Genomic DNA, 23,814 nt, shown 5'->3' with positions numbered 1-23,814 from the left:
CTGAAAGCCGACATCCCAAGAACCTCGCTTAGGGTCGTGGTTGCGCCATTTCGCGACGTTCATGGCGCATCTACAAACCTGACGTTCGCGCTATGACTTGATGGGGACCCAAAGCGGCCGTCCGATGCTGCGAGCCTGATGACATGGGCCGACCCTTCGCAGAGAACGGACTGAAGAATAGCCGCGCTGCCGCAGCAAGGGGTTTGCGAGATCGACCGCTCCCCAAAACCACAACCGCGCCTATTGGCGGAGTACCGAATCGGCCGGCTGAGCCGTCATTATCGGATCGGCATGACGATGCACAATCTTCCAGAGACCATCTTCTGGGCGAAAGACGCTCGTCACGCGTAACGATAGAGGTGTGACATCGCTCCGACCGCCAACCTTGGACCTGAGCTGCTCTACTTCGACGAGGTATGCCAGCTCAGACGTCACACACTTCGCTATGCTCTCGAAGCCGGTAGCGTCGCCGTCCCTGTAATTCGATGCCGCTTGCTCCATCGTCTCAGCGACCTGCTTCCATCCATGCGCGAAAGGGCCAAAGGGATTGCCCAGTGTTACATCGTCTCGTTGGGAAAAGAGCTTCTTCGCAGGCGCGGGGTTTCCTTTCATGAACTCATCCAGGGCTAGGTGATATTTTTCAACTGCTTGATCGAAATCATTGGCGTCGAGAGACACGTCATCCTCCCTGTCGTTTTATTTCTGATCCGGACTGGCGACTCCTGCAGGTTCAACATTCTGTGTGTCCGCAGCGGTGAGGCATTTCACTAACTGCGGCGCAGCGCGGGTTGGCTTGGTCAGTATAGCAGGGCCAAGACAAGTTTCGCGACAGCGCTTTGAGACGGCTCGGCAAATGGCCGGTTTCCACCCGACCGCGATGTAGAACGCTCCGCGGCTGTACGGCAGATCGAATCCTTCGGCTGGCTCGGTCGCGCCATTTGCTGACCTTCATGGCGCTGCTCCAAACCTGCCGTTCGCGCTACGACCTGATCCGACCCTTCCATGCCCTTCCTTCTGGGCAGCGCTACGACAATCCGTGACCCAATCACGACAGCCGAAATCACAGCGGCAGAGCATCGAAAGACCGCTCCTGGCGCGACCTTCCCGTTCGGAATGATCCGAGGCGGTCATGCCCCAGTGGCAAATTCCAACGTCTCCGGGACCAGCTTTCTTAATATCGCCAATGGGCCACGATTTTTGGCAGAAGGAGAGAGAGGGAGCCTGAGCTGCCGAGCTCCGCTTCCGTTGATGCGGTTTGCATTTATCCGCGTGAGGTAAAGCTCGCGCTTCTATTCCGGGCAACAAGGGTGTGCGAGGTGCAAAGTAGCCGGCTGAGCCGCATTTCACTTCTTGCGCGGATCGTCAGCCGGGTTGATGTAAGTAATACGAAACGGTCCGACGAAATGAACCTCGATGATAGTCTCTTCGCCTCCCGTCCAGACGTAATGCGCTTGATTTGCTGGCAGCGCGTGGAAGGCTCCGGGTTTTAGCAGGTCGCCAGTCTTTTCGCCCTTTTCGCCGACTCCAAAGCCAATGCTGCCGCTGACCAGGGTGATGGTCTCGGCATACGGGTGAGTGTGGGGCGGAATCTGATAGTTGGGCGGAAACTTGGAGCGTGTGACAACCACTTCGCCAGTCTTTGTCGGATCGCCCGTCAAGACAGCGACTTTAGCCCCTTTTGGCAGGCTAGGATTATCCTTCCATACCAGCTTGTCAGGCGTAAGCAGGGTCACATCCATATCGTCCGCGAATGCCGAACCTCCACATACGGTCAAAACTGCTGCAACTGTAATACCGAAGGCAAGTGTGGATCTGCGATTCATAGATTTCATCGCTTCCTCCATTTAGCATGTGCGTGGTGCGCACGAACAAATCATCCAGAGCCCGACCCGACCAATTGTCAAATCAACTGATCGGTGGTCGCCATCCCAGCCAACCCCACCGTCGGGAATCGGGGCGTGAGGCGACCTTACCTGTTCCCGCTGTGTAGGTCAGGATATGGCGCGATCAAGGCGATGCGCGCTTCAGCCGCTCAGCATGTCCAGGGCGGCATTAAAGGACCGGGTCGGGTGGAATCTTGCTGTCTGAGCCGACTGCCGGAACGCACAGGCAGCGCCAGGAGCTGACGTCCGGCCGACGCCCGCCGAATGGCTCAATCCCAACGATTTTGTGCCCTTCGTTCGCAGCAATCCTCCAGCGACCCGAAAACACCATTTCCACCGTTAGGGCAAGGACTCGCATGAGCGATGGGCTGTCATTCTTGGCCTACCGCTTGCATCTAAACAGCGGTTGCAGATTCCGAGCGCACAGTCGCTTGCATATCGCGGTGACCTCTCCAGCGATTTCAGCGGATGCATCATTCGGGCCCCAGGTGCAGGTTCATTGTCTCGGACCGATTGGTCTTGCCAGCGGCTGCAATTGCGATCAATTTCATAGACTGGAGATATACATCTCCTCGCACAGCCAACTGTCTGAAAGGGAGCTGCGGCCGCAGGATCACAGGGGCAGGGAGGAAGGGATGCGAGCGTCTCGGAGCCGAGAGGGTGTATCGTTGGCCCGCATCAATGCTATTTGCAGGTTATTGCTGCTCATGGTCGCGGCGCTCGTTGTCGGTTTGCCCCAACCCGCACAGCCGACCGAGCTGGATGGTGATCCGTTGAGATTGTTGCTGTGGCAAGCGCCAAGCACACTGAACCCACACCAAGCGCCGGGCATCAAGGATCAAACGGCAAGCCGTATCGTCTACGAGCCACTGGCCAGCTTCGACGCAGAGGGCCGGCTGGTGCACTTTCTCGCAGCCGAGATTCCATCGCTTGAGAATGGCCAGGTCGCGCCCGATGGCAGATCGGTCACATGGAAGCTTAGGCCGGGCATCAAGTGGTCCGACGGCGTGCCGTTCACCGCGAAGGATGTCCTTTTCACCTACCAATACATAGTGAACGAGGACGTGGGCTCGTCGAGCGCGGGCTCGTACAAATCAGTCGCGAAGGTGGAGGCGCTCGACAACTTAACGGTCAAGGTCACCTTCAAGGACGTCAATCCCGCCTGGTCGCTGCCCTTCGTCGGCGTGCAGGGAATGATTATTCCGGAACACGTATTCGGCCAGTACAATAACAAAGATGCCGCCAGCGCTCCGGCAAACCTCGCCCCGGTGGGCACCGGTCCTTACCGACTCAAGGAGTTCCGGACGGAGGACGTCCTTCTCATCGGCGAAGACGTCGTCAACACGGTCAAGATCATCTTCGAGCCAAATCCCGAGTATCGTGATCGTGACAGCCTGGCGTTCAAGCAGGTCACGCTTCAGGGCGGTGGCGACGCCAGAACCGCTGCAAACGCCGTGAGCGAAGGCATCGTCGACTACGCGTGGAACCTTCAGGTCGGCGAGGCTGACCTTCGAAGCCTTGAAACCAAGGGCGTTGGTAGGGTCGAGTTGTATTGGGGATCCTATGTCGAACGCATCATGCTCAATTTCACCGATCCCAGACGGGAAACCGCCGACGGCGAACGCGCGAGCGTGGAGTTCCCGCATCCAATCCTGACCGACAGGCGCGTCCGGCAGGCGCTGGCCGCCGCCGTTGACCGGCGGAAAGCTGCCGAACTGCACGGCAGGAGTGGCCGCGCCACCGCCAATCTCCTAGTCGCACCGGCCGCCTTCGCCTCGCCGAACACGAAATGGGAGTTCAATCTCGATAAGGCGCGCGCTCTGCTGGACGAAGCCGGATGGCGCGACACCGATGGCGACGGCGTCCGCGACAAGGACGGCGTCCCGCTGGCGCTGGTGTTTCAGACCAGCATCAACCCGGTGCGGGAGGCGACCCAGGACTTCATAAAGGCGGACTTCGGCTCGATCGGAGTCCGGGTGGAAAACAAGCTGATCGATTCCAGCATCTTCCTGGGGTCGTCGCCCGACAATACGAACACCAGACGGCACTTCTATGCGGACCTCGAGGAGTTCGCTTACGGCAACAAGGGCCCCGATCCCGGCAGCTACATGATCGGCTGGACCTGCGCCGAAGCAGCACAGAAGAAAAACAACTGGTCGGGAACGAATTGGGCCCGCTATTGCAATCCCGAGTATGATGCGCTGTTCCAGGCGTCGGCGACCGAAGTCGATCCGGAGAAACGGGGCGCGCTGTTCATGGCGATGAACGATCTCCTGATCGCCGATGCCGCGGTCATTCCGCTCATCGAATGGGCTTATACTTCGGGCCTGCGCAATGACATAGGCGGCTACGATCCTACCCCTTGGGACGCTGAAACCTGGGACATAGCGAAGTGGCATCGCAAGAAATGATCGGAGGCGGCCGGGACGCAGAAGGCATCCAAGCGGATGGGAAGTCGGGGCAAATTCGGCAGTTGTACACCGCTCCCTTGGGGAAACTGACCGCTTGGGTCGCGGCGGCGCTGCGCAAGCTCAACATTGGCGGCAAGCTTACGGTCGGCTTTGGCATCCTGGTCGCTTTAATGCTGCTTGTCGTCGGGTTGAACTACCTGGGAAGCATAGCGGCCGTTCGCAACATCAACAGAACCACCGATCTCAGCGCGCCAAGCGCGGTTGCATCGGCTCGGGCTCAAGCGAATCTGCTCCGCATGCTGGGCGAGGTCCGAGGTTATCTGGCACTTGGCGACGAATCCTATCGGGATGACTATCGGCTGGCCAACGAGGCCTTCCTTGGCGACATGCGCGAGCTCGAGGGTCTCCTGCGCGCAAAGGGGGAGTCGCCAGCCGGGCGCAGCAATGCCGAGCTCGGCATGCAAGAAATCGGTCAACTGTTGGCTGAATGGAAACCACTGTCCGAGCAGCTATTCGAACTGCGTAACGACCAGCTGCGCAGGGAACCCGCGCTCAAGATCCTTGTGAGCGACGCCAACCCGCTCATAGCGACGGTGGTGGCGTCGGCCAAAGCCATGATGCTGGCCCAGCAGAACCGTGATCCGACGGCTGCCAATACGGCGCTCCTGGCCGACCTGGCCTCGTTCCAGAGCTCCTTCTACGCGATGGTCGCTGGGCTGCGCGGCTATGTCACCACTGGACGGGAGAGCTTCAAATATGAGTATCAGGCCAACCTTAATATCAATGAAGGGGCCTGGTCCAACATCGCGAAAGAGGGCACCACGCTTGCGGCTAACCAGACTGTATTGATCGATAGAATGGCCAAGAGCCGGACTGCATTCCTCGAGCTGCCCGCGCGGATGTTCGAGGCGGTGGAGGGCGAACACGCACGCGAGGACCTTTATCTGTTCCGCACGAAGGCAGTGCCGATCGCAGAGCGCATGCTCGCGCTCCTGGACGCTGTCGCCACTCAAGAGCAGCAGCGGCTTCAAGTCGACCTCGCGGGCGGCCGGGACCAGCTCGAACGTGCGCAACAAATAATCCTGACCGTCGGGGCAGCAGCCGTTTTGTCGGGCTTACTGCTTGGCCTGATATTCCGGGACAGTATCGCCGGACCGATCCAGCGACTGACCGGTGTCGCCGATCGCGTGCGCAGAGGCGACCTCGCGGCCCGCGCGAAGGTCGAGTCAGGCGATGAAATCGGCAAGCTCGCTGCCAGCTTCAACAGCATGACCGTGCAACTGGCTTCGAACATTGGAGACCTCGAGAACCGCCGCAGAGAGCAGGAGAACCTCGCCAGACGGTTTCGCCGCCAGAGCGAATATCTGGGCGCCTTGCATGACACGTCGCTCGGGTTGATCGCGAGGCTCGATCTTGCCGAGCTTCTGTCGGATCTCACGAGTCGAGCAGCGCAGTTGCTGGGTACCGAGCACGGCTACGTCTACTTGGTTGACGAGGCCGGTGAATCTCTCGAGCGCAAGGTCGGAGTCGGGGTCTACGCCACGCATATCGGCCAGAGGCTGGTGATAAACGAAGGGGTAGCCGGCACGGTGTGGAATACTGGCGAGCCCCTCGTGATCACCGACTATCAGAACTGGCCGGGACGGGCCGCTGCCGCAGCCCAAATGGACATCACTATTCGGGCGATCATGGGGGTGCCGCTCAAGTCCGGCGACACGGTCGTTGGCGTGCTCGGCATTGCTTACGACGACGCCTCGGCGCTCGACTTGTCGCTGGTCGTTCTGTTCGTGCTGCAGGCGCTGCNTCGGCATTGCTTACGACGACGCCTCGGCGCTCGACTTCGGCGAGGAAGAGGTCGAGTTGTTGAAGCGCTTTGGACAGCTCGCCTCGATCGCGCTGGAAAACGCTCAACTTCACACTGCAACGGCGGCTGCCAGGCGCGAGGCGGAGGAAGCGAGCAATCGCGTCGGCGAACAGAACCGCATGCTCGAATCGCTTTCCAGCAAGCTGTCCAAGTATCTCTCGCCGCAGGTTTATTCATCGATCTTCTCGGGCAAACGGAACGTCGAGATTTCTTCATCGAGAAAGAAACTCACCGTGTTCTTTTCCGACATTGCCGACTTTACCGCGACGACGGACAAACTCGAGTCCGAGGAATTGACAGAACTGCTCAATCAGTACCTGACCGAGATGGCGAAGATCGCCTTGGAGCACGGCGCAACCATCGACAAGTATGTTGGGGACGCCATCCTCGCCTTCTTCGGCGACCCCGAGACCAAAGGCACCAGAGAGGATGCGCTCGCCTGCGTCAGCATGGCGATCGCGATGCAGAGGCGCATGAAGGAGCTGCAGAGAGAGTGGGTGGACGCAGGCTATAAACTGCCCTTCCATCTGCGTATCGGAATCAACACCGGCTACTGCACAGTCGGCAATTTCGGCAGTGAGGACCGGATGGACTACACCATCATTGGCGGAGAGGTGAATCTCGCCTCGCGTCTTCAGGCACATGCCGACCTTGGCGGCATCCTGCTGGCGCATGAGACCTGGGCGCTTGTCAAGGACGACATCGAGTCAGAGGAGCTGACGCCGCTGACCATCAAAGGCTTTTCGGAACCGGTTCGGTCATATCGGGTGCTTGGAATTCGGGGCGATCAACCGACTCCCGCGCCGGTGCTCCGCCACATCCAGGAAGGATTGCGGGTCGAGATCGACGTGCCCTTCCTGAAAGGCGCTAGCCGAGCCGAAGCCATCAAGGTGCTTGAAGAATTTATTACGCAACTACGGAACTGAACGCTCGAGACGAACGCTGAATGCCTTGGTCGCTCGCGAAAAAAAGCTGCCGTTCGCGCAACGGATCGAGTCGACCCGCTCCAGTCGTTGGGATTCGAGCACGCAAACGGCACAAGTTGACTCAAAGCGGTCATGCACGCGGCCGTTATCGTCGCCCGCCAGCCAACCTGTATTCGACATCTACCTCGATGATGCCGCCAGTATCCCCGAGGTCGCTCCGTACTTCCTCGCGCACGGCTTTGCGCGCCTCCGCGGAAAGCGAGACAAATGCTTGCCCAGCCGAGCCCGCACCTTTCTCGAAGGGTTCGAAGTATGCATCAAAGGAAGGCAGCACGAAGCGATGCATCTCGGTGGTGATCTCCACGTCCCGGAAATCCGCGACCTCGAGCAGCGACCTCAATTTCATTTCGTCGCCAAGCGAAAATACGCGGGCGGCGGCGGCCGCTAACGATGGCACGTGCCGTGCAATGGCGAGGTTCATGCGAGTGTTATAGGACCGTCCTGGCACTGTGTTGACTGAAACCGCGACGCGCCCACCGGGACGAAGTACGCGACGAAACTCTGCAAGTCCGCGCAGCGGGTCGGGGAAGAACATCAGTCCGAGGCTGCACACGACCGCATCGAAGCTTTCGTCGGGAAATGAAAGTGCCTGGCCATCCTCGACCGCCACCGAAGCGTTTTTTGCGTGGCCAAGGCGTCCGCGCGACTTCTCGACCATTGCGGGCGACAAGTCGGCGGCAATGACGTGGCCGGTTGGGCCAACGATATTTAGGGCCGCTTCGGCTGCGAGACCTGTGCCCGCGGCGATGTCGAGGACGCGCATACCCGGCGCGATGTGAGCCGCGCGAAGTAGGTAGGGTGCGAAGTGTGTCGTGACGCGCGCGAAGGCACCGTCGTAACCGGCCGCAGCTTCATCCCTGTATGTCAGTTCCTCTGCCACTCGGGCGAGTCCATTTGATCGACGCTACAACAACTAGGCTAGGACAATGCCGAAGGCTACTCTTTGGATTTGAATGTCCGTCCTTGGGACACTCCTTTACCGTTCGGATCGGCGGCAAGTAACGTGAACTTCCCACCCGATCCGGTCCTTTAATGCCGCTCTGGACATACTGAGCGACTGAAGCGTGCATCGCCTTGATCACGCCATCTTTGGGCATTCACGATACGAACGCGAAACGCCGCATTCGTCACCCACTCCGCGCGTAGCCTACGGCCGGGGCAAGAGGCGCGGTGTTCCGCAACCTCAAAGGACGAACTATCGTTTGCGACCGTGAAGCCATCCGCATGCGTTCCGGTGAACTCGTCGCGTGGTGTAAATTTTCAATGTCCCATTGGCGGCCTACTTACTCCGGCAATCCGGCGTTCCGCAGGCCATCGAGCAGAGGTTTGAGCGCATCTCGGTGAGCATAAGGATTCACAGCGATCAGTTCCCGCGATGAGATGCTGGGTCTAAGTTCGCGAGCCTTCGCCAGCGCATGCGCAGCGAGAGCGGCATGGCCGAGATGGTCATGGGCGGCCGCCAGTGTGAGCCAAGCGGGATGATCCTTTTTTGGCATGTTGTCCAAGGCCGCTACGACTTCGCCATATCTCCTCAGTTCCAACAAGATTTTGGCGCGAATTACCCAGAACCAGTGTGGTGGAAACGGGGTTCTCTTCAGCGCGTCGTCGATTGAAGCCAGAGCCTCCTCCGGCCGGCCGGCGTATCGCAACCAATTCGCTCGGTCCGCGCGAATTTGCGCATCGGCCGGATTGAGAGCGACGGCGCGGTCGAAATGGACGCCGGCCCGTTTGTATTCGCGGAGCCACACCATGACCATGCCGTTGGCGTGGTGGACCCTCGGATCGTTGCTGTCCAACTCCATGGCTCTTTGTGCGGCAAGTGACGCTTCGTGCAGCGTTCGTGGATCGGTGTCGAACCAGTAGCGGCCGAGGAGAGCGATCGCCAGCCAGGCGTGGGCGTGCGCAAAATCGGGATCGATCGCCGTCGCGCGGGAAAAAAGCGGAACGGCCTCCTTCTCCATGTTGGCGTCGGCCAGCTCCCGGCCCTGCAGGAAAAAGTCATAGGCCGTCCAGCTCGACGTTGGCCGCTTGCGCACCTGAAGAGCAGCAGCGGCCACCATTCGCCCCTCGAGCGTCGTCACGATTGCCACGACTTCGTCCTGCACAGCAAAAATGTCGTGGCATTCGCGATCATACCGCTCCGCCCAGACGTGGTTGCCTGTCCTTGCGTCGATCAACTGTGCAGTAATGCGAATCCGCTCGCCCGCCTTCCTCACACTACCTTCGATGACGTAGTTCGCGCCCAGATCGCGGGCGGCCTGCATTGGGTTGATGCCCATCCTGGCAAGATGGAACGAAGCGTGACGCGCCGCGACGGTAAGATTTCTGAACCGCGACAACTCGGTGGTGATGTCCTCCGTGATGCCGTCCGAAAGGTATTGTTGACTGGGATCGCCGCTCAGATTGTCGAATGGCAAAACGGCAATGGAGGGCCTGGCAGCAGACGTCGTTGCGGCCCGCCCGCCCACTTGACCAGTACTCGTTTCCACACGGTAAACCCGCACCGGTCTGACGATATTCTTGAGCGCCACCTCGCCCATGTCCTCGAAGGCAGCGTTGCCTTTGCCTCGCAATTCCTCATGAACCTTGGCCGAGACGCAGACCCCGCCTGGCTCTGCCAAGGCTTCGAGGCGAGCCGCAACGTTCACACCGTCGCCATAGATGTCCGAGCCCTCACCGATCACGTCGCCCAGATTGATGCCGATACGCAGCAATATGCGGCGGTGCTCGGTGACGGATTGGTTGGCCTCCGCCATTTTGGCCTGTAGTTCGACTGCAGCCTCGACCGCGTTCACCGCGCTGGTGAACTCCATCAGCACGCCGTCGCCCATAAGCTTGACGACCCGCCCGCCGCGATCGCGAACGATCGGCTCCAGGATCGCCTTGCGCCGCTCCTTCAGTGCCGCCAGCGTACCCGCCTCATCCGCCTCCATCATTCGGCTGTAGCCGACCACGTCGGCCACAGCGATGGCGGCAAGACGGCGTCTGACGCGTTCATCAGCCATTAAGTGATCGCCTCACTGGTCGGATCGATGATATTTGCGCCGCACGGAGGAGTCCATCGTGGCCAGCAACGAGAACGGCTACCTGGGTGGAATGATGGTCTCCTACCCCTTCGGGACATTGAGCCTTCAACAGTCAATGACTGCTTCGGGTCATCAGTGCTGGTGGCCGCGAATGTCGGCTATCGGGCAGAAAAACGGGTTGATGAAGGTCGGCTTGGGGTCAGGTCACGACGATGCCCACACCAACCTGAATGTCCGATCTTGAATATTCGCAGCCCAAAGCTGCCGGTCTGCTCTCGGCCCATAGCAGTCGGTCCGCAATGCGCCTCATGTCGGCCGTTGAGGNAGGGTCAGGTCACGACGATGCCCACACCAACCTGAATGTCCGATCTTGAATATTCGCAGCCCAAAGCTGCCGGTCTGCTCTCGGCCCCATTGCGGTCATTCAAGGGCTTGCTACGGAGTGACCGCTTCTGGCGCGACCTGCTCGTTCTGGCAGATGAGCCGAACAGCAGCGTCGCCGCGTGACGTTCGCGACATTCGCATCGCGGCCGCTTCAACGGCTTGATGTCGCCTTATTTGGTGTTGGAGCAAGCTATCGTGCTAAGATCGCTGGTCGGCACCGTGCTACCTCTAAGGCAACGCGGCTGCAAGTGCCGGCTCGTACGCATGAGTATACTGCCAAGGCTGACCGCAGAAGACAATGCATAGATTTTCTTGCCGCAGATTTTCGCAAAAGCAAGGAGACGTTCATGAGCGCAAGTGGCCGATATCTCCGGAGCCTGATGGCATGCATGCTTGCCTGTGTCTTCTGGGTGGATACCGCTTCAGCGCAGTCGAATAACGCCGGCTGTACGTTCCGACTGGTAGCAGGTACGTCCCGACAAATTCTGAGATGCCGGGAAGGCCTTACCATCATTGCGGAAGATGGCGCTCGTTTTACACTGGTGGACCGTGATCGAAATGGTAGTGCCGATGCGGTCAGATTACGGCGCAAGGCGCTGTTGCTCGATGCTCCAGCCGGCAGGGTCCGGGGTAGCTTCGCTGTCGTCACCCCGCAGGCGATCGCCGCGGTGCGAGGTACAAAATGGGCAGTCGACGTTGCCCGAGGCAAGACGTCTGTCTTCGTCGTCAAAGGTCGCGTCGCCGTGCAAAGGCCGGCGTCCAATGCTGGCGTAGTCCTCGGGCCGGGCGAAGGCGTCGATGTGGAAGCCGGAACAGGCGCACTGACGGTCAAGCGCTGGCCCGCCGCACGTGTTTCGGCTTTGATGGCCCGTTTCGGTCAGTAAGCTAAATGAGCGGGCGAGCGCTTCAGACGCTGATCGCGCTCGTCCTGGCGGGTCTTTGGGGGGCCGGGCTTGGCTTTGCGCACTGGCGCGGCAACATGTGGTCCCTCGATCGCGTCGAAGCAACGATGACGGACCTTCGAACGCTTGTTCGGGGAACGGCAAAGCCGCCGGAGCTGATTACCATTGTCGCAATAGACGACGAAGCGGTCCGAAACGACGGCCGCTATCCCCTCAGCCGCGCCACGCTTGCCCGGATTGTCGATACGATAGCTCGCTTTGGACCGAAAGCCATTGCGGTCGACCTGCTGCTGGTCGATCCCGGGACGAAAGATGATGATGAGGCGCTCGCGCGTTCGCTGCGTGGAACTTCAAGCGTAATCGCTGCTGCAGCGGTCTACTCGGGAGGTAAACAATCGATTGCAGTCGAGGGCGATGGCCCTCTCGCCCGAGTGCCGAATGCCGAGCGGTTTTTGTGGCCCCTGAAAGCGTTCTCGGATATCGCCGCTGTCGGCGTCGTGAACGTGGTTACCGACTGGACGGGAACGCCTCGGTTCGTCCCGTTGCTGTTTCGGGCCGGAGATCGGACTGAAGCGTCTTTCTCCCTGCGCGTTGCCACCATGGCGGTGGGAGAGGATCCGGGAATAGCGCCCGACTATCTATCTCTGGGCGGACAGCGGATTCGGACGGACATTGGTCACATACTCCCTCTGACATTCTATGGCCCCCGCGGCACGATCCGCACGATAAGCGCCACGACGGTGCTGGGCGGCCAAGTCGATGGCGGCATTATTCGGGATCGAATTGTTGTGATCGGAGCAACTGCAACCGGCGCCGGCGATGTTTTCCCGACACCGTTTGATCCCGTGCTCCCAGGCGTCGAGGTCATGTCGACGGCCATTGCCCATCTGATGACCGGCGATGGCATAGTGCGAGATAAGTACGTTCGCCTTGCAGATGCCGGCTTTGCAGTGGTGCTGCCAGTGGTTCTTGTGTGGCTGTTGGCATGGCGTCGCAACGCCATCGGCCTTGCAGCGATCGTTGGCGTGGTTGTGATCTGGTTCGTGGTCAATATGACCGCATTCTCACACCATATCTGGCTGAGCGCGGCGTTGCCGATGGCCGCCGCCGTTCCGCCGGCTATTTTGTTCGGGGCCGCGCAGCTTTGGTTGGGCAGGAACCAGGCCCAGTATTTCGCCACGCAGAGCGAATTGCTTCAACGAGTTGAGGCCCCGGGCTTTGCGGGGTGGCTCGCTAAGCATGGCGACTTTCTCCTGGAACCTGTCCGGAGGGACGCCGCCATCATATTCATTGACCTGTCCGGTTTCACCGGACTGAGCGAAACATTGGGGCCGAACGCCACACGCGAACTTTTGAACACGTTCCATGCGTTGGTGGACGAAGAGGTGACAAGCTGCGGTGGCGTCGTCACGAATTTCATGGGTGACGGAGCCATGATCCTGTTCGGTCTACCGGAAGCAGCGACAGATGATGCCTTCAATGCTGCCCGCTGCTGCGCAGCGCTCTCCAGCCGTACCAGCAACTGGCTCGTCTCGTTGCCCGCATCAACTGCATCTAGGCTCGGCTTCAAGATCGGAGCGCATTACGGAACAATCGTTGCGTCGCGACTCGGTGGCAAAGGCCGTCAGCACATCGCGACGACGGGTGACACGGTTAACGTCGCCAGTCGCTTGATGGAGATCGCGGCCGACCAAAATGCCGAAGTCGCAGTGAGCGACGAAATGCTGCAAGTCGCCGGCCGCGACTGCGAGTTGTTCAAATCTGGTGCTCTAAGAGGACCTGTGGAAGCACAGGTCCGCGGGCGTTCAGGCTCGCTCGCAATCTGGCTGTGGCAGAGTTCGCAGACGCTGCAGGATACCAGGCCCCGTGAACAATGATGGTACCGGAATGTCTGAATGGCGCCCGTTTGGCCGCGACACTTCGAATCCTGCCTGAGGCCTCGGCCAACCCGAACGGGAGATTCTGAAAAAATCCGCATTGACGGAAGGCAGCTTCGGGTCATGGGCGTGAATTCGGCCGGGGCGAACGAGCTTCCGCTTAAGGTCGTATCAGGCTGTAGCGCGAACGGCAGGTTTGGAGAAACGCAATGAAGGTCGGCAAATGGCGCTCCTAAGCCGTTCGGCCGATCCCCGCCGAATGGCGATCTCCCCACCCGCAGCCGTCGTTCTTCCGAATCCTTTCCGCAACGTCAAGGCTGAACCGAAAGGGGGATTTCGATGCATCGCCTTCTCATCGGCGTGGTCTGTAGTCAGGCAGGAACGTAGGTCAACCTGATGACTTCCCCGCCGATTCGCTCACTGGCCGCAAGGCGGAGCGGTGGCCGAGAGCCGGCGAAGAAGGGCTTGCCGCGACCAAGCACCACGGGGTGAAGGTAGAGGCGGTATTCGTCGATCAGATCCATTTCGGTCAGGCTTTGCGCCAACTCTGGTCCGGAAGCGGAAATCTCTCCTGTTAGCTTGGCCTTTAGCCTGCGTATCACTACCTCGACGTCATCCGCGATAAGCGTGGCATTGGGACCGACCGACTTCATCGAGCGCGATACAACCCATTTCGGCTGGCGCCGCCACGCCGCCGCGAACTCGTGTTGCTCCGTACTCCACTCAGGACGGTCTTCGTCCCAATAGCGCATGGCCTCGTACATGCGGCGACCGTACACACTGCCGGTCAGGTCGCGCACGTGCTCTATCCAGTGACGAAAGAGCGCGGGACTTGGCGCAGGCAATTCCTGGTGGTCGACATAGCCGTCGAGGGACTGGTTCATTCCGAATACGATCTTCGCCATGCTGCAAAATCTCCCCGTCGTGTCAGGTATACAAGACGAACGACAGCCAAGCGCCCCGACACATGCCCCAAATTTTTTCTTGTGGGGTCGTTACCCGGTTCTTGTCGCAAAACTCCCGAGTTTTTGAATCGGTTTCGCGACTGATATTTGCGACGTCGCAAAAGCGGATGTTCTGCGACGATCAGGCGAACAGAATGCTTTGCGAAATTTTATAGCAAGCTAAACCGCGCGAAACGTCTGCGCCGCAGGCGAATATTGCTCTGCAAGATACTTGGGTTCCACATTGGGTCAGGGGCTGGGCTTCGCGCCCCCCCTTTTAGACGTCGAATGTCCCTACTGCACCGTCAGCTCGGCTCGCTCGCCGGCTGTGATGGTCACCGTACTTTCCTTTGAGCTGTTGTCCAACTTTTCGGAGACGACGGCGTAGTCGCCGGCCGGCAGCGCCGCCTGATATTTCTCGTCATAGGCGTAGCCGAGCGATTTGCGGTTGCCGTTGATGTCCTTCTTCGGATCGAAAATCTCGATCTTCGAAGCTCCTGGCGCGGTGATCGCCAGCACGCCGGCATTGATGGCGATCTTCAGATCCTGATGCTCACCGGCCTTGACGCTGAACGGCTGCTCGACGACGGCAAGGTCGACCGTCGCCGTCAGCACATAGTCGTCTGGCGGCAGATCGAACTTGCTGTCGGGGCCATAGGCATAAGCCACCTCTTGCCTCGTTCCGTCGATCTTCTTTTTTGCCTTGAACACCTTGAAACCAATGCCCGAGCCGTCGGCCTTGTCGCCGCCGGCAATGTAGTAGGCGTTGGCAACGACATGGCCGACGCCGACGACGATATCCTTGTCGACGACCTTGCCGGCAGTGAGCGGGATGGTTTCGGTAACCTCGCCCTGCCCGATCCTGACCGTGACTTTCTGATCGCCGGCCGGCAACACCACCTTGGTGTCGCCATAATAGGTCGCGGGCATTTCAACGCCCGGATAGGCGATCACGACAGCCGCACCATCGGCCACATCCGCTCCCTCACTTGGCCGCGGATGAATGATGAGCGTGCCGGCATCGAGCACAAAGAGGGGTTTGTAGACCTGGCCCGCCTCGACCGTGATCTTCTGTTGGGTGCTGGCCTCGCCATGGCGCGCCACGACTGTGTAATCGCCCGGCTCCAAATTGCCTTTATAGGCTCCGTATTCGGTGGCGACGTAATCGCCGCGCGTGCCGTCGGACTTTGCCTTGAAGATCTCCCAGGAATTGCCGTCGGTGACGGGATCGCCGCCATCGGCGAGCACCACGGCGGGGATGAAGTTGAACTCCGGTATTTCCGGCACGGCGGCCGGCGGCGGCGCTGGCGCTGGTTCGGGCGCCGGTGCAGGTGCGGCGGCGATGGTCTCGACCAGCGCGTCCTGCAGCGCCTTCTCATCCGACGCCTGGATGTATTTGCCGCCGGTGTTGTCGGCGAGGCAGGCAACCTGCTTGCCCTCTTCCGCGGTCAGGCCGAAGCCGACGACGTTTACGGTGAAGTCGACACCGGCAGCCCTCAGTTCCTTGCCGAGCGCGCAGGGGTCGCCTTTGCAGGTCTCGAGCCCGTCGGTGATCAGGATGACGGTGGCCTTGTCCTCGGTGTATTTCAGCGCCTCGGCCGCCTGCCTGACGGCTGATGTCAGCGGCGTCTTGCCGATGAATTTCAGGCTGTCGGCGGCAGTGGAAACAGCACCTGCCGAGCCGGCCTGCGGCGGCACGATGAGCTCGATGTCCTCGCAACTGCCCTTCTCGCGATGGCCATAGGCCATGAAGCCGATTTCCTTGTCGGCGGGGACCGATTGCAGCACCGTTCGCAGCGATTCGCGGGCGATTTCGAGCTTCGGCTTGCCGTCGATCTGCGCCCACATCGAACCGGAGGCGTCGAGAACGATGACGACACGGTCGGCGGCAAGGCCGAGCGTCGTCATCCACAACAGGAGCGCCGCCGCAACGATGCTCGGTGCAAGTCCCGCCATGAAATCTCCCCCCAGTCAGTGGTCGCCAGTTCGTCGCAGCCAGTCAGCTTCTGCCAGCCAGTCCGTGCCGCCGGGGGAAGCTATTTGACGCCGCGTCAGGATACAAGCCCGGGCGCCGGGGCACGTGGCGGGGCTGACTGCGCCAAACCCCTCAATATGTCGTGCGCCGCTCTTCGGAAGGCGGCCGGCCAAACTGCAGCCGGTAGCTCTGGGCAAAATAGGAGTGCGAGGTGAAGCCGGTGGCGATCGCCACGTCGAGGATCGGCATGTTGGTCTGGCGCAGCAATTCGCGCGCCCGCTCAAGCCTGAGCCGCATGTAATAGCGGCCGGGCGTCACACTGAGGTGGCGCAGGAACAGCCGCTCGACCTGGCGCACCGACAGGCCCGCCGACTTGGCGAGCTGCACCGCCGACAGCGGCTCGTCGAGATGGTCGGCCATCAGTTCGACGATGCGCCGCAGCTTTTCCGATTTGCCGGTCAGGTCGCGCTCAGGGCCGACGCGCTGGCGGTCGCCGGCGGAGCGGATGCGCTCGTGCTGGAACTGGTTGGCGACGCCGTTGGCGAGGCTCGAGCCGAAATCGCCGCGCACGATCTCCAGCATCAGGTCGATCGAGGTGGTGCCGCCGGCGCAGGTGTAACGCTTGCGATCGATCTCGAAGACGTTGCCGGTGCAGTTGATGTCGGGAAACCGTTCGACGAAGCCGGCGCGGTTTTCCCAGTGGATGGTGCAGCGATAGCCTTCGAGCTGGCCTGCCTCGGCGAGCAGATAGGAGCCGACCGACAGTGCGCCGAGCGCGTTGCCGCGCCGGCCCCAGCTGCGCAGCGCCGCCAGCACCTTGCTCTTGCCGGGAAACTCGGTGGTCAGCCCGACCGAGACGAAAAGAATATCGACCGGCGGCAGATCGGCGACAGCGTAGTCGATCTTGAGCGGCAGGCCGTTGGAGGCCATGACGGCATCGCCGTCGGCCGACACCGTCGTCCAGCCATAGAAGTCGTGGCCGAGCAGCCGATTGGCCGACCGGAACGTGTCGATTGCGGCGGCCAGCGAGAACATGGAAAACTTGTCGACCAGCAGGAACCCGAACTGCCGGCCGCCGTGAATGGGATCATTGGTGACCGGCCGCTCTGGGGGAACAGTGAGGTTCGGCAAAGCTTTGGGCTTTCCAGGTTCAGAAAGACGGCCGTTTCAATCCGGCCGCGAGATAGGCGGAAGCTAGCGTGTTGGCCATCAGCATGGCAATGGTCATCGGGCCGACGCCGCCGGGCACCGGCGTGATGGCGCCGGCCGTCCTGGCCGCATCCGCAAAGGCGACGTCACCGACGAGACGGGTCTTGCCTTCGCCCTTTTCTGGCGCCGCGATGCGGTTGATGCCGACGTCGATGACGGTGGCGCCCGGTTTGACCCAGTCACCCCTGACCATTTCAGCTCTGCCGACAGCGGCAACGAGAATGTCGGCGGTGCGCGCCAGTGCAGCCAGGTCCTTCGTGCGGCTGTGCGCGACAGTGACGGTGCAGTTGGCGGCAAGCAGAAGATTGGCCATCGGTTTGCCGACGATATTGGAGCGGCCGACGACCACCGCATTGAGCCCGGAAAGATCCTTGCCGCGCACACGCTCGATGAGCAGCATCGAGCCGGCCGGCGTGCAAGGCACGAACGCCGTCTCCAGTTCGCCGGTGCCGAGCTTGCCGACATTGATGAAGTGGAAGCCGTCGACATCCTTTTGCGGCGCTATTGCCTGGATGACCTTGCCAGCATCGATATGGCCAGGCAGCGGAAGCTGCACCAGGATGCCGTTGATGCCGGGATCGGCGTTGAGTTCGCCGATGATAGCAAGCAGTTCCAGTTCGGACATTTCGGCCGGCAGCGTGTGCTGGACCGAATGAAAGCCGCATTCCTTGGCGGTGCGGGATTTGGAGGCGACATAAACCTGGCTCGCCGGATCCTCGCCGACGATGACCACGGCGAGACCGGGTTTGTGCGCGCCCTTTTCCATCAGTTCGATCGTCAGGGCCTTGACGCGCCGCACCACGCCTTCGGCAACGCTTTTTCCGTCAATCAACTCGGCCATCAACCATCCTCAACATCGCTCTGCTTCGGGCGGCATTCTCACGAAAATCCGACCGGGCAATCCCGTCAAAGCGCCGTCTTATGCCGCTAACTCGAAACCGATGGCTTTTATTCTATTCGGCGCTCAGAAATAGCGCCGCGATCGGCTTTCGGTGAGTTCGCGAACCGCTTCGCGGAATTCGCGCAAGCTGGCTCGGATTTCCTCGATGGAGGCTTGCTGTTCAGCGGCTTTCGAAGCCTGATCTGCCTCGTCCGACGATGCTCGCGGATACTGCTGCTGCGGATGAGGCACTTGCCCGGCATGGGGCGGAACGGGCGGCTGGTATGCTTTGTCTTCAATGGGTGTCCGGCGCTCTTCTGTCCGGCGGCGCGGCCGCGAATCGGCAGTTTCGCGCAGGCTCGCATAAGCGCCGCGCATGGCGCCGAGGCCGACACCGGAAGCAAGCCCTGCCAGCAGGCCGGCAAGCACCGTCATGGCGCGCGACGGTCCGTTTGGCTCGAGCGGGGCGAAGGCCTTGGAGATCACGTTGATGTTGGCGGTGTTGATGTCCTTCTGCTCGCCGGTCTCCCTGGCGCGGAGAAGATATTGCTCATAGACGGAGCGTTTGGCGGCGGCCTCGCGCTCCAGTTCGCGCAGCGTGACCAGGTCGCTGTTGACGTCGCCGCTGCGGACCTTCAACTGTGCCAGCCGGGAGGCCAGATCCTGTTCGAGCTGCACGGCGCGCCTCAAGTCGACCTGCAGCGACGAGGCGATGCGGCGCAGTTCCCCGGCGATACGCTCGCGCGATCCGGCAAGCTGGGCATTGAGCGCCTGGAGCTCGGGATGGCGCGGGCCGAGCCGGATCGCGGCGCGGTCGGCCTCCTGCTTGAGCGTCGCATATTGCGAGCGCAGCTCGCTCATGGTGTTGGAGTTGATCTCCTCCGGCAAGGTGCCGCTCAGAACCGAATTCACGTCGATCGAGCGCGCCGACGCCGCGCGGGCGTTAAGTTCCAGCGTGCGCGCGCGGGCGATGGCCAGCTGCTGGTTGAGCTTGAGCATCTCGTCGTCGCTGATCAAATGGCCTTGCGCGTCGACGAGGTCGTGCGCGGCCCTGAAATCCTCGACCTTGCGCTCGGCCACTTCGACGCCCTTGCGCAGCTCGTCGAGCCTGCCCGTCAGCTCGTTGGTCGCGCGGCCAGCGGTGTCGGACTGGATCTGACCGAAGGTCTGCAGAAAAACATCCGTCATCGTGTTGGCGATGAGCGCCGACTTCTCGCCATTTTGCGTGGTGGCGCTGACGGAGATGACAAAGGTCTTGCCGCCGCGCTCGACCGCAAGGCTCTCGGCCAGATTGGCGACGGCCAGCGCACGGCGGCGACCTTCACCGGCAGCCGGCCCGTCATTGCGCGACAGGATCGACCGGATGACCGCCATCATCCCCAGCCCATCGGAACCTTGCCCGTTGAACTCCGGATCATTGACGAGATTGAGCTTGTCGACGACCTTGTTGAGAACGGTGCCGGAGGTGAGCACGCGAACCTGGTTCTCGACGATGGCCAGCGTCGCGTCGGACGCAACCACCGATTGCGTAAGGTCGCGGTCGGTGAGCTTCAGGTCGCGCGGGTCGACGATCAGTTCTGCGGTGGCTTCGTATTTCTTCGGCGTCGACAGCGCGATGGCGACGCCAAGCGTGGCGCCCAGTATCGTCATGGCGACGATCAGCAGCTTCGACCGGGCAATGCCGCGGACGACCTGCATCGGGTCGATCAACGGCTTCCATTCTTGTCTGTCGTCATCCTGACGGGAAGACCGCCGCTCGTCATCTGCATATCCGGGTTCGGGTGCGGCATATCGAGGTTCGGGTGCGGCGTATCGAGGCTCGAACGCGGCGTATCGAGGTTCGAACGCGGCGTATCGAGGTTCGGCATTGGAACGCCGGTCCTCGGAAACACCGGCAGCAACCGGCTTCTCCCGCGGCCTGGCTTCCGCATGGTCCGCTTCAACGGGCTCGTCGGTCTCAGGCGGCATCCGGGCGGCCGAGGCCGATGCATCCTCGGCTTGAAACCGGCTTGTTTCATCGTTTGCCGATAACTCCGGAGTCACCCAGCGTTCCGGGGTCGCCGAGGGCTCCGGGTTTGCAGAGAGTTCCGGATGCGCCCGCCCCTCGCGGCGTAAGCGCGCGAGACGATGGCGCGTTGCGGCATCCTCGCGCCAAGACGGGTCTGCGCGGTCCCCGATCGCAACCAGCGATGGTTCTTCTTCGCCGCGCAACGCCTGGCCGAGCGCCAGCAAGGACCGCTCGCGCTTCCAATCTTCACGGTTTTGCCTGTCGACCATTGTCGTGGAGCTTGCCCTTTGCGGCTTGGACGCGCGGTCAGCCATTCGTTAAGCCACGCTAAACAAGCATAGGAAACAAAAAGTTAATTTCCCTGCCTTGAAGACAGGGTTTCCCTCTTGGGTTGTGCCCTTCCTGCAAGCATCGAAAGCGCACAGAACCGCGCGTTAAACTTTCCGGCCTATGCTGTCTCGACACATGACTCAGGCTGGCAACATCCCGCAAAAACGGCCTCTCGCCCGGATCGGCGCTTTCGTCGCCGAGCGACGGCGGCTGGTTCGCGACTATCTTTCGGCGATCAGCGGCGCGGGCGGGCGGCTGGTGTTTTCGCTCGCCTATTTCATCGCGCTGGCCAACACGCTGTCGATCGCCGAATTCGGCATGTTCGCCACCGCTTCAGCGGCCGGCGTGATGCTGTCGCGCATCCTGGCATTCGGCTTCATCTCGGCGCTTTACCGAACCGCCACCATCCGCCCCAATCTGATCGGCACCTTCACGGCCGGCTTCCTGCTGTTTGGCGCGATATCGCTGCCATTGCTGGCGGCCGCCTCCTACGGCGTCTACCTGGTCTTCTTTGCCGGCACCGTGCCGCTATCGGTCTTTGCGGCGATCGTGTTTGCCGAGGCGTTGCTGTGGCGGCCGGTCGAGGTGGCGCTGATCGTCAACAACGGCCTCGGCAAATTCGGCCGCGCCGCCCTGCTGACGATCCTGGCGACGGCCTTGCGGGCGCTCGGTGCCGTGCTGTTCATGTTCGCGGCGCAGCCGACCATAGGAGCCTGGTCCTGGTATTACATCGGCACCAACGCCGCCTCGCTGCTCATCGCCTTCGGATTTTTCTATCCGCGCCAGCGGCTGCGGCTGCGGCTGGCGCTCTATCTGCGGCGGCTCGCCGATTCCATCTACGTGGCCGGCGCAGAGGTGCTGTTCTACCTGCAGATGGAATTCGACAAGCTGCTGGTGCTGGCGATCGGCGGTCCGCACCTCGCCGGCATCTATGCCATCATCATGCGGCTGGTCGACCTGACGGCGATCCCGATCCGCACCTTCTCGATGATGCTGGTTCAGCGCATGATGCGGGCGCCGGAACTTTTGTCGCGCCTTTCGGTCAAGAGCGGTATCGAAGGCGGCGTATTCGCGGTCTCGACGCTGGCGCTGGCGACACTCGCCATCGTGCTGCATTTCTTCCCCAACGCGCTGGGCAGGAATGTTGCGGAGGCCGCCCCTTTGGTGGCGCTGGCGATCTGCGTGCCGGGCCTGCGCAATCTCATCGAATACCAGGCCGAGCTTCTGTTCGCGCGCGGCCAGACGCTGGTGCGGGCGATCAACCTGGCGCTGCTTGCCGGGCTGAAGGCGGTGCTGCTGACCTATGTGCTGACCCATATCCTGGACACACCCGATCTGGTGCTCTCGCTCAATCTCGTCTTCCTGCTGCTCTATCTCGCCTCGGCGCTGCTCACCTATTCGGCGATGCGCAGGCCGGCGAAGCCGGTCTAGGTCGACCAGCTGGCTGCCGTCGATGCCGAGATGGGATGGACACTTCGATCCGTTGGCAGTAGTCGCTGGCGATGGGACGCCACAAATGATCACGCGTAGTTTACAGGTGAAGCCCGTTATAGCAATCAAGCTCCAAAATGGGGGGAGTTCTACGAAGTGATCGGCGACGGCGGAGCAGTCGAGGAGCCCGATTGGGGGGTTCTGTCACCGGACAGTCCGACATCACGGCATTTCTTGTTCTATTTTCGAGATGAGACCATCGAAATTGTCGCCCGAGACTGGTCGTTCACTCGAAAAATGCCGGGTGTCGGGTAGCGGCGAGCCTTGCCGCCGCTTCTCCAGAGCAACGTTCGCGCCACGACTGCTACCGGTTCGTTGCGGCCGTTTATCGTTCAGCCCGCGTCAGTTAGGCATCGCGCAGCAGTGTGCTATCGGGCAGATGAGCCGGGCCAACACAGAGTGATGAGATGCGTCTGAGGAATTGCCACAACTTCCATGACTTCCGCAGCATGGCCAAACAGCGCCTTCCCCGACCGATCTTCAACTACATTGACGGTGCGGCCGATGACGAAGTCACTTATCGGCGCAACAGGGCTGCCTTCGATGACTGCGACCTGGTGCCGAATGTTCTGCGCGGCGTGACCAATGTGGACATGTCGGTGACCGTCATGGGCCAGAAGCTAGCGATGCCGGCCTACTGCTCGCCAACAGCGCTCCAGCGCCTGTTCCACCATCAGGGCGAACGTGCGGTGGCGGCAGCGGCGGCGAAATATGGCACGATGTTCGGCGTCTCCTCGCTCGGCACCGTCAGCCTCGAAGAGGCGCGCCAGATCAGCAATGGGCCGCAAGTCTACCAATTCTACTTCCACAAGGACCGCGGATTGAACCGCGAGATGATGGCCCGGGCCAAGCAGGCGGGAGTAGAGGTGATGATGCTGACGGTGGACAGCATCACCGGCGGCAACCGCGAGCGTGACAAGAGAACGGGGTTCGCCATCCCCTTCAAGCTCAATCTCGCTGGCATCGCGCAGTTCGCGGTCAAACCGTCATGGGCGATCAACTACTATATGCATGAGCGGTTCCGGCTGCCACAGCTCGATGGCCATGTCGACATGGGCGGCGGCGCGATGTCGATCAGCCGCTACTTCACGGAGATGTTGGACCCCTCCATGTCGTGGGGCGACGTTGCCGAGATGGTGCAGCACTGGGGCGGACAGTTCTGCCTGAAAGGCATCATGTCGGTCGAGGATGCCAGGCGTGCGGTCGAGATTGGTTGCACCGGAATTGTCCTCTCGAATCACGGCGGTCGCCAACTCGACGGCTCGCGTACCGCGTTCGACCAGCTTGCCGAGATCGTCGATGCGGTGGGAGACAGAATCGATGTTATGATGGATGGTGGCGTGCAGCGCGGCACCCACGTGCTCAAGGCCCTGTCGCTGGGCGCAAAGGCCGTCGGATTGGGCCGCTACTACCTTTTCCCACTGGCGGCCGCCGGGCAGGCCGGCGTCGAACGCGCGCTGGAATTGATGCACATCGAGATTGAGCGGGGCATGAAGCTGATGGGCTGCACCTCGGTCAACGAGCTCACGCTACGGAACCTGCGCTTCCGTCAGTAACAGGCGACTTCCCACCCTTTCATCACCTCCTACCGGGGTAAATGGGAAGGTCGGGGGCCTAAGCCCGGTCGTTAAAGGGCGATGAGTT

The 23,814-nt window shown here is 61.2% G+C and carries 15 protein-coding genes and 1 pseudogene; 7 read left to right on the top strand and 9 right to left on the bottom strand.

Going from position 1 to position 23,814, the window contains the following annotated elements:
- Positions 1–240 precede the first annotated feature (240 nt).
- The gene (locus X738_RS62795) at positions 241–678 is read right to left on the bottom strand and encodes a YybH family protein (protein WP_023800298.1); all 438 of its coding nucleotides are present in this window, start codon (positions 676–678) and stop codon (positions 241–243) included.
- Between the two features lie 665 nt (positions 679–1,343).
- Positions 1,344–1,832, bottom strand: a complete 489-nt coding sequence (locus tag X738_RS62790; RefSeq protein ID WP_245277707.1) for a cupin domain-containing protein — start codon at positions 1,830–1,832, stop codon at positions 1,344–1,346.
- A 482-nt stretch (positions 1,833–2,314) separates the two neighbouring features.
- Between X738_RS62790 and X738_RS62785 the strand changes: the two genes are divergently transcribed.
- Positions 2,315–4,294, top strand: coding sequence for a peptide ABC transporter substrate-binding protein (locus X738_RS62785; RefSeq protein ID WP_245277706.1), 1,980 nt, complete (start codon positions 2,315–2,317; stop codon positions 4,292–4,294).
- Between the two features lie 479 nt (positions 4,295–4,773).
- Positions 4,774–7,084, top strand: a pseudogene (locus X738_RS89720) (adenylate/guanylate cyclase domain-containing protein); the annotation flags it as partial.
- Positions 7,085–7,229: 145 nt separating this feature from the next.
- Here X738_RS89720 and X738_RS62775 read toward each other — a convergent pair.
- Positions 7,230–8,024 carry a class I SAM-dependent methyltransferase gene (locus tag X738_RS62775; RefSeq protein WP_023800294.1) on the bottom strand — a complete coding sequence of 265 codons (795 nt, stop codon included), beginning with the start codon at positions 8,022–8,024 and terminating at the stop codon, positions 7,230–7,232.
- Positions 8,025–8,427: 403 nt separating this feature from the next.
- Positions 8,428–10,149, bottom strand: coding sequence for an adenylate/guanylate cyclase domain-containing protein (locus tag X738_RS62770; RefSeq protein WP_023800293.1), 1,722 nt, complete (start codon positions 10,147–10,149; stop codon positions 8,428–8,430).
- Between the two features lie 58 nt (positions 10,150–10,207).
- Between X738_RS62770 and X738_RS84890 the strand changes: the two genes are divergently transcribed.
- The 3 genes from X738_RS84890 to X738_RS62760 all read left to right on the top strand — a co-directional run bounded on the left by X738_RS84890 (position 10,208) and on the right by X738_RS62760 (position 13,333).
- Complete coding sequence (locus tag X738_RS84890; RefSeq protein ID WP_023800292.1) at positions 10,208–10,414, top strand: hypothetical protein; 207 nt, start codon at positions 10,208–10,210, stop codon at positions 10,412–10,414.
- 487 nt (positions 10,415–10,901) lie between these two features.
- Positions 10,902–11,438 (top strand): FecR domain-containing protein, encoded by a 537-nt coding sequence (locus tag X738_RS62765; protein WP_023800290.1) that lies wholly within the window; start codon positions 10,902–10,904, stop codon positions 11,436–11,438.
- 5 nt (positions 11,439–11,443) lie between these two features.
- Entirely contained in the window at positions 11,444–13,333 is a 1,890-nt protein-coding gene (locus X738_RS62760) for a CHASE2 domain-containing protein (RefSeq protein ID WP_023800289.1), read from the top strand.
- A 371-nt stretch (positions 13,334–13,704) separates the two neighbouring features.
- On the opposite strand, the gene X738_RS62755 is transcribed toward X738_RS62760, so the two are convergent.
- The 5 genes from X738_RS62755 to X738_RS62735 form a co-directional block, all read right to left on the bottom strand.
- Positions 13,705–14,238 (bottom strand): dihydrofolate reductase family protein, encoded by a 534-nt coding sequence (locus X738_RS62755; RefSeq protein ID WP_023800288.1) that lies wholly within the window; start codon positions 14,236–14,238, stop codon positions 13,705–13,707.
- Positions 14,239–14,571: 333 nt separating this feature from the next.
- Entirely contained in the window at positions 14,572–16,233 is a 1,662-nt protein-coding gene (locus X738_RS62750) for a vWA domain-containing protein (RefSeq protein ID WP_023800287.1), read from the bottom strand.
- Between the two features lie 151 nt (positions 16,234–16,384).
- Positions 16,385–17,383: a GlxA family transcriptional regulator gene (locus X738_RS62745; RefSeq protein ID WP_023800286.1), complete on the bottom strand. Its 999-nt coding sequence runs from the start codon at positions 17,381–17,383 to the stop codon at positions 16,385–16,387.
- 19 nt (positions 17,384–17,402) lie between these two features.
- Complete coding sequence (locus tag X738_RS62740; RefSeq protein ID WP_023800285.1) at positions 17,403–18,302, bottom strand: bifunctional methylenetetrahydrofolate dehydrogenase/methenyltetrahydrofolate cyclohydrolase; 900 nt, start codon at positions 18,300–18,302, stop codon at positions 17,403–17,405.
- A 123-nt stretch (positions 18,303–18,425) separates the two neighbouring features.
- Positions 18,426–20,618 (bottom strand): GumC family protein, encoded by a 2,193-nt coding sequence (locus X738_RS62735; protein WP_023800284.1) that lies wholly within the window; start codon positions 20,616–20,618, stop codon positions 18,426–18,428.
- 196 nt (positions 20,619–20,814) lie between these two features.
- Between X738_RS62735 and X738_RS62730 the strand changes: the two genes are divergently transcribed.
- Entirely contained in the window at positions 20,815–22,110 is a 1,296-nt protein-coding gene (locus X738_RS62730) for a lipopolysaccharide biosynthesis protein (protein WP_023800283.1), read from the top strand.
- Between the two features lie 467 nt (positions 22,111–22,577).
- Positions 22,578–23,726 (top strand): alpha-hydroxy acid oxidase, encoded by a 1,149-nt coding sequence (locus X738_RS62725; protein ID WP_023800282.1) that lies wholly within the window; start codon positions 22,578–22,580, stop codon positions 23,724–23,726.
- The last annotated feature ends 88 nt before the right edge of the window (positions 23,727–23,814 follow it).

The organism is Mesorhizobium sp. L48C026A00 (genome assembly GCF_000502375.1).
GTDB classification, from domain to species: domain Bacteria; phylum Pseudomonadota; class Alphaproteobacteria; order Rhizobiales; family Rhizobiaceae; genus Mesorhizobium; species Mesorhizobium muleiense.
This window is presented reverse-complemented; position numbering and strand designations above follow the sequence as displayed.

Bases quoted from the DNA above. Each gene is read 5' to 3' on its own strand.
- X738_RS62725 (WP_023800282.1), top strand. From the start codon at position 22,578: ATGCGTCTGAGGAATTGCCACAACTTCCATGACTTCCGCAGCATGGCC.
- X738_RS62760 (WP_023800289.1), top strand. From the start codon at position 11,444: ATGAGCGGGCGAGCGCTTCAGACGCTGATCGCGCTCGTCCTGGCGGGT.
- X738_RS62750 (WP_023800287.1), bottom strand. From the start codon at position 16,233: ATGGCGGGACTTGCACCGAGCATCGTTGCGGCGGCGCTCCTGTTGTGG.
- X738_RS62740 (WP_023800285.1), bottom strand. From the start codon at position 18,302: ATGGCCGAGTTGATTGACGGAAAAAGCGTTGCCGAAGGCGTGGTGCGG.
- X738_RS62730 (WP_023800283.1), top strand. From the start codon at position 20,815: ATGACTCAGGCTGGCAACATCCCGCAAAAACGGCCTCTCGCCCGGATC.
- X738_RS62790 (WP_245277707.1), bottom strand. From the start codon at position 1,832: ATGAAATCTATGAATCGCAGATCCACACTTGCCTTCGGTATTACAGTT.
- X738_RS62765 (WP_023800290.1), top strand. From the start codon at position 10,902: ATGAGCGCAAGTGGCCGATATCTCCGGAGCCTGATGGCATGCATGCTT.
- X738_RS62755 (WP_023800288.1), bottom strand. From the start codon at position 14,238: ATGGCGAAGATCGTATTCGGAATGAACCAGTCCCTCGACGGCTATGTC.
- X738_RS62770 (WP_023800293.1), bottom strand. From the start codon at position 10,149: ATGGCTGATGAACGCGTCAGACGCCGTCTTGCCGCCATCGCTGTGGCC.
- X738_RS62735 (WP_023800284.1), bottom strand. From the start codon at position 20,618: ATGGTCGACAGGCAAAACCGTGAAGATTGGAAGCGCGAGCGGTCCTTG.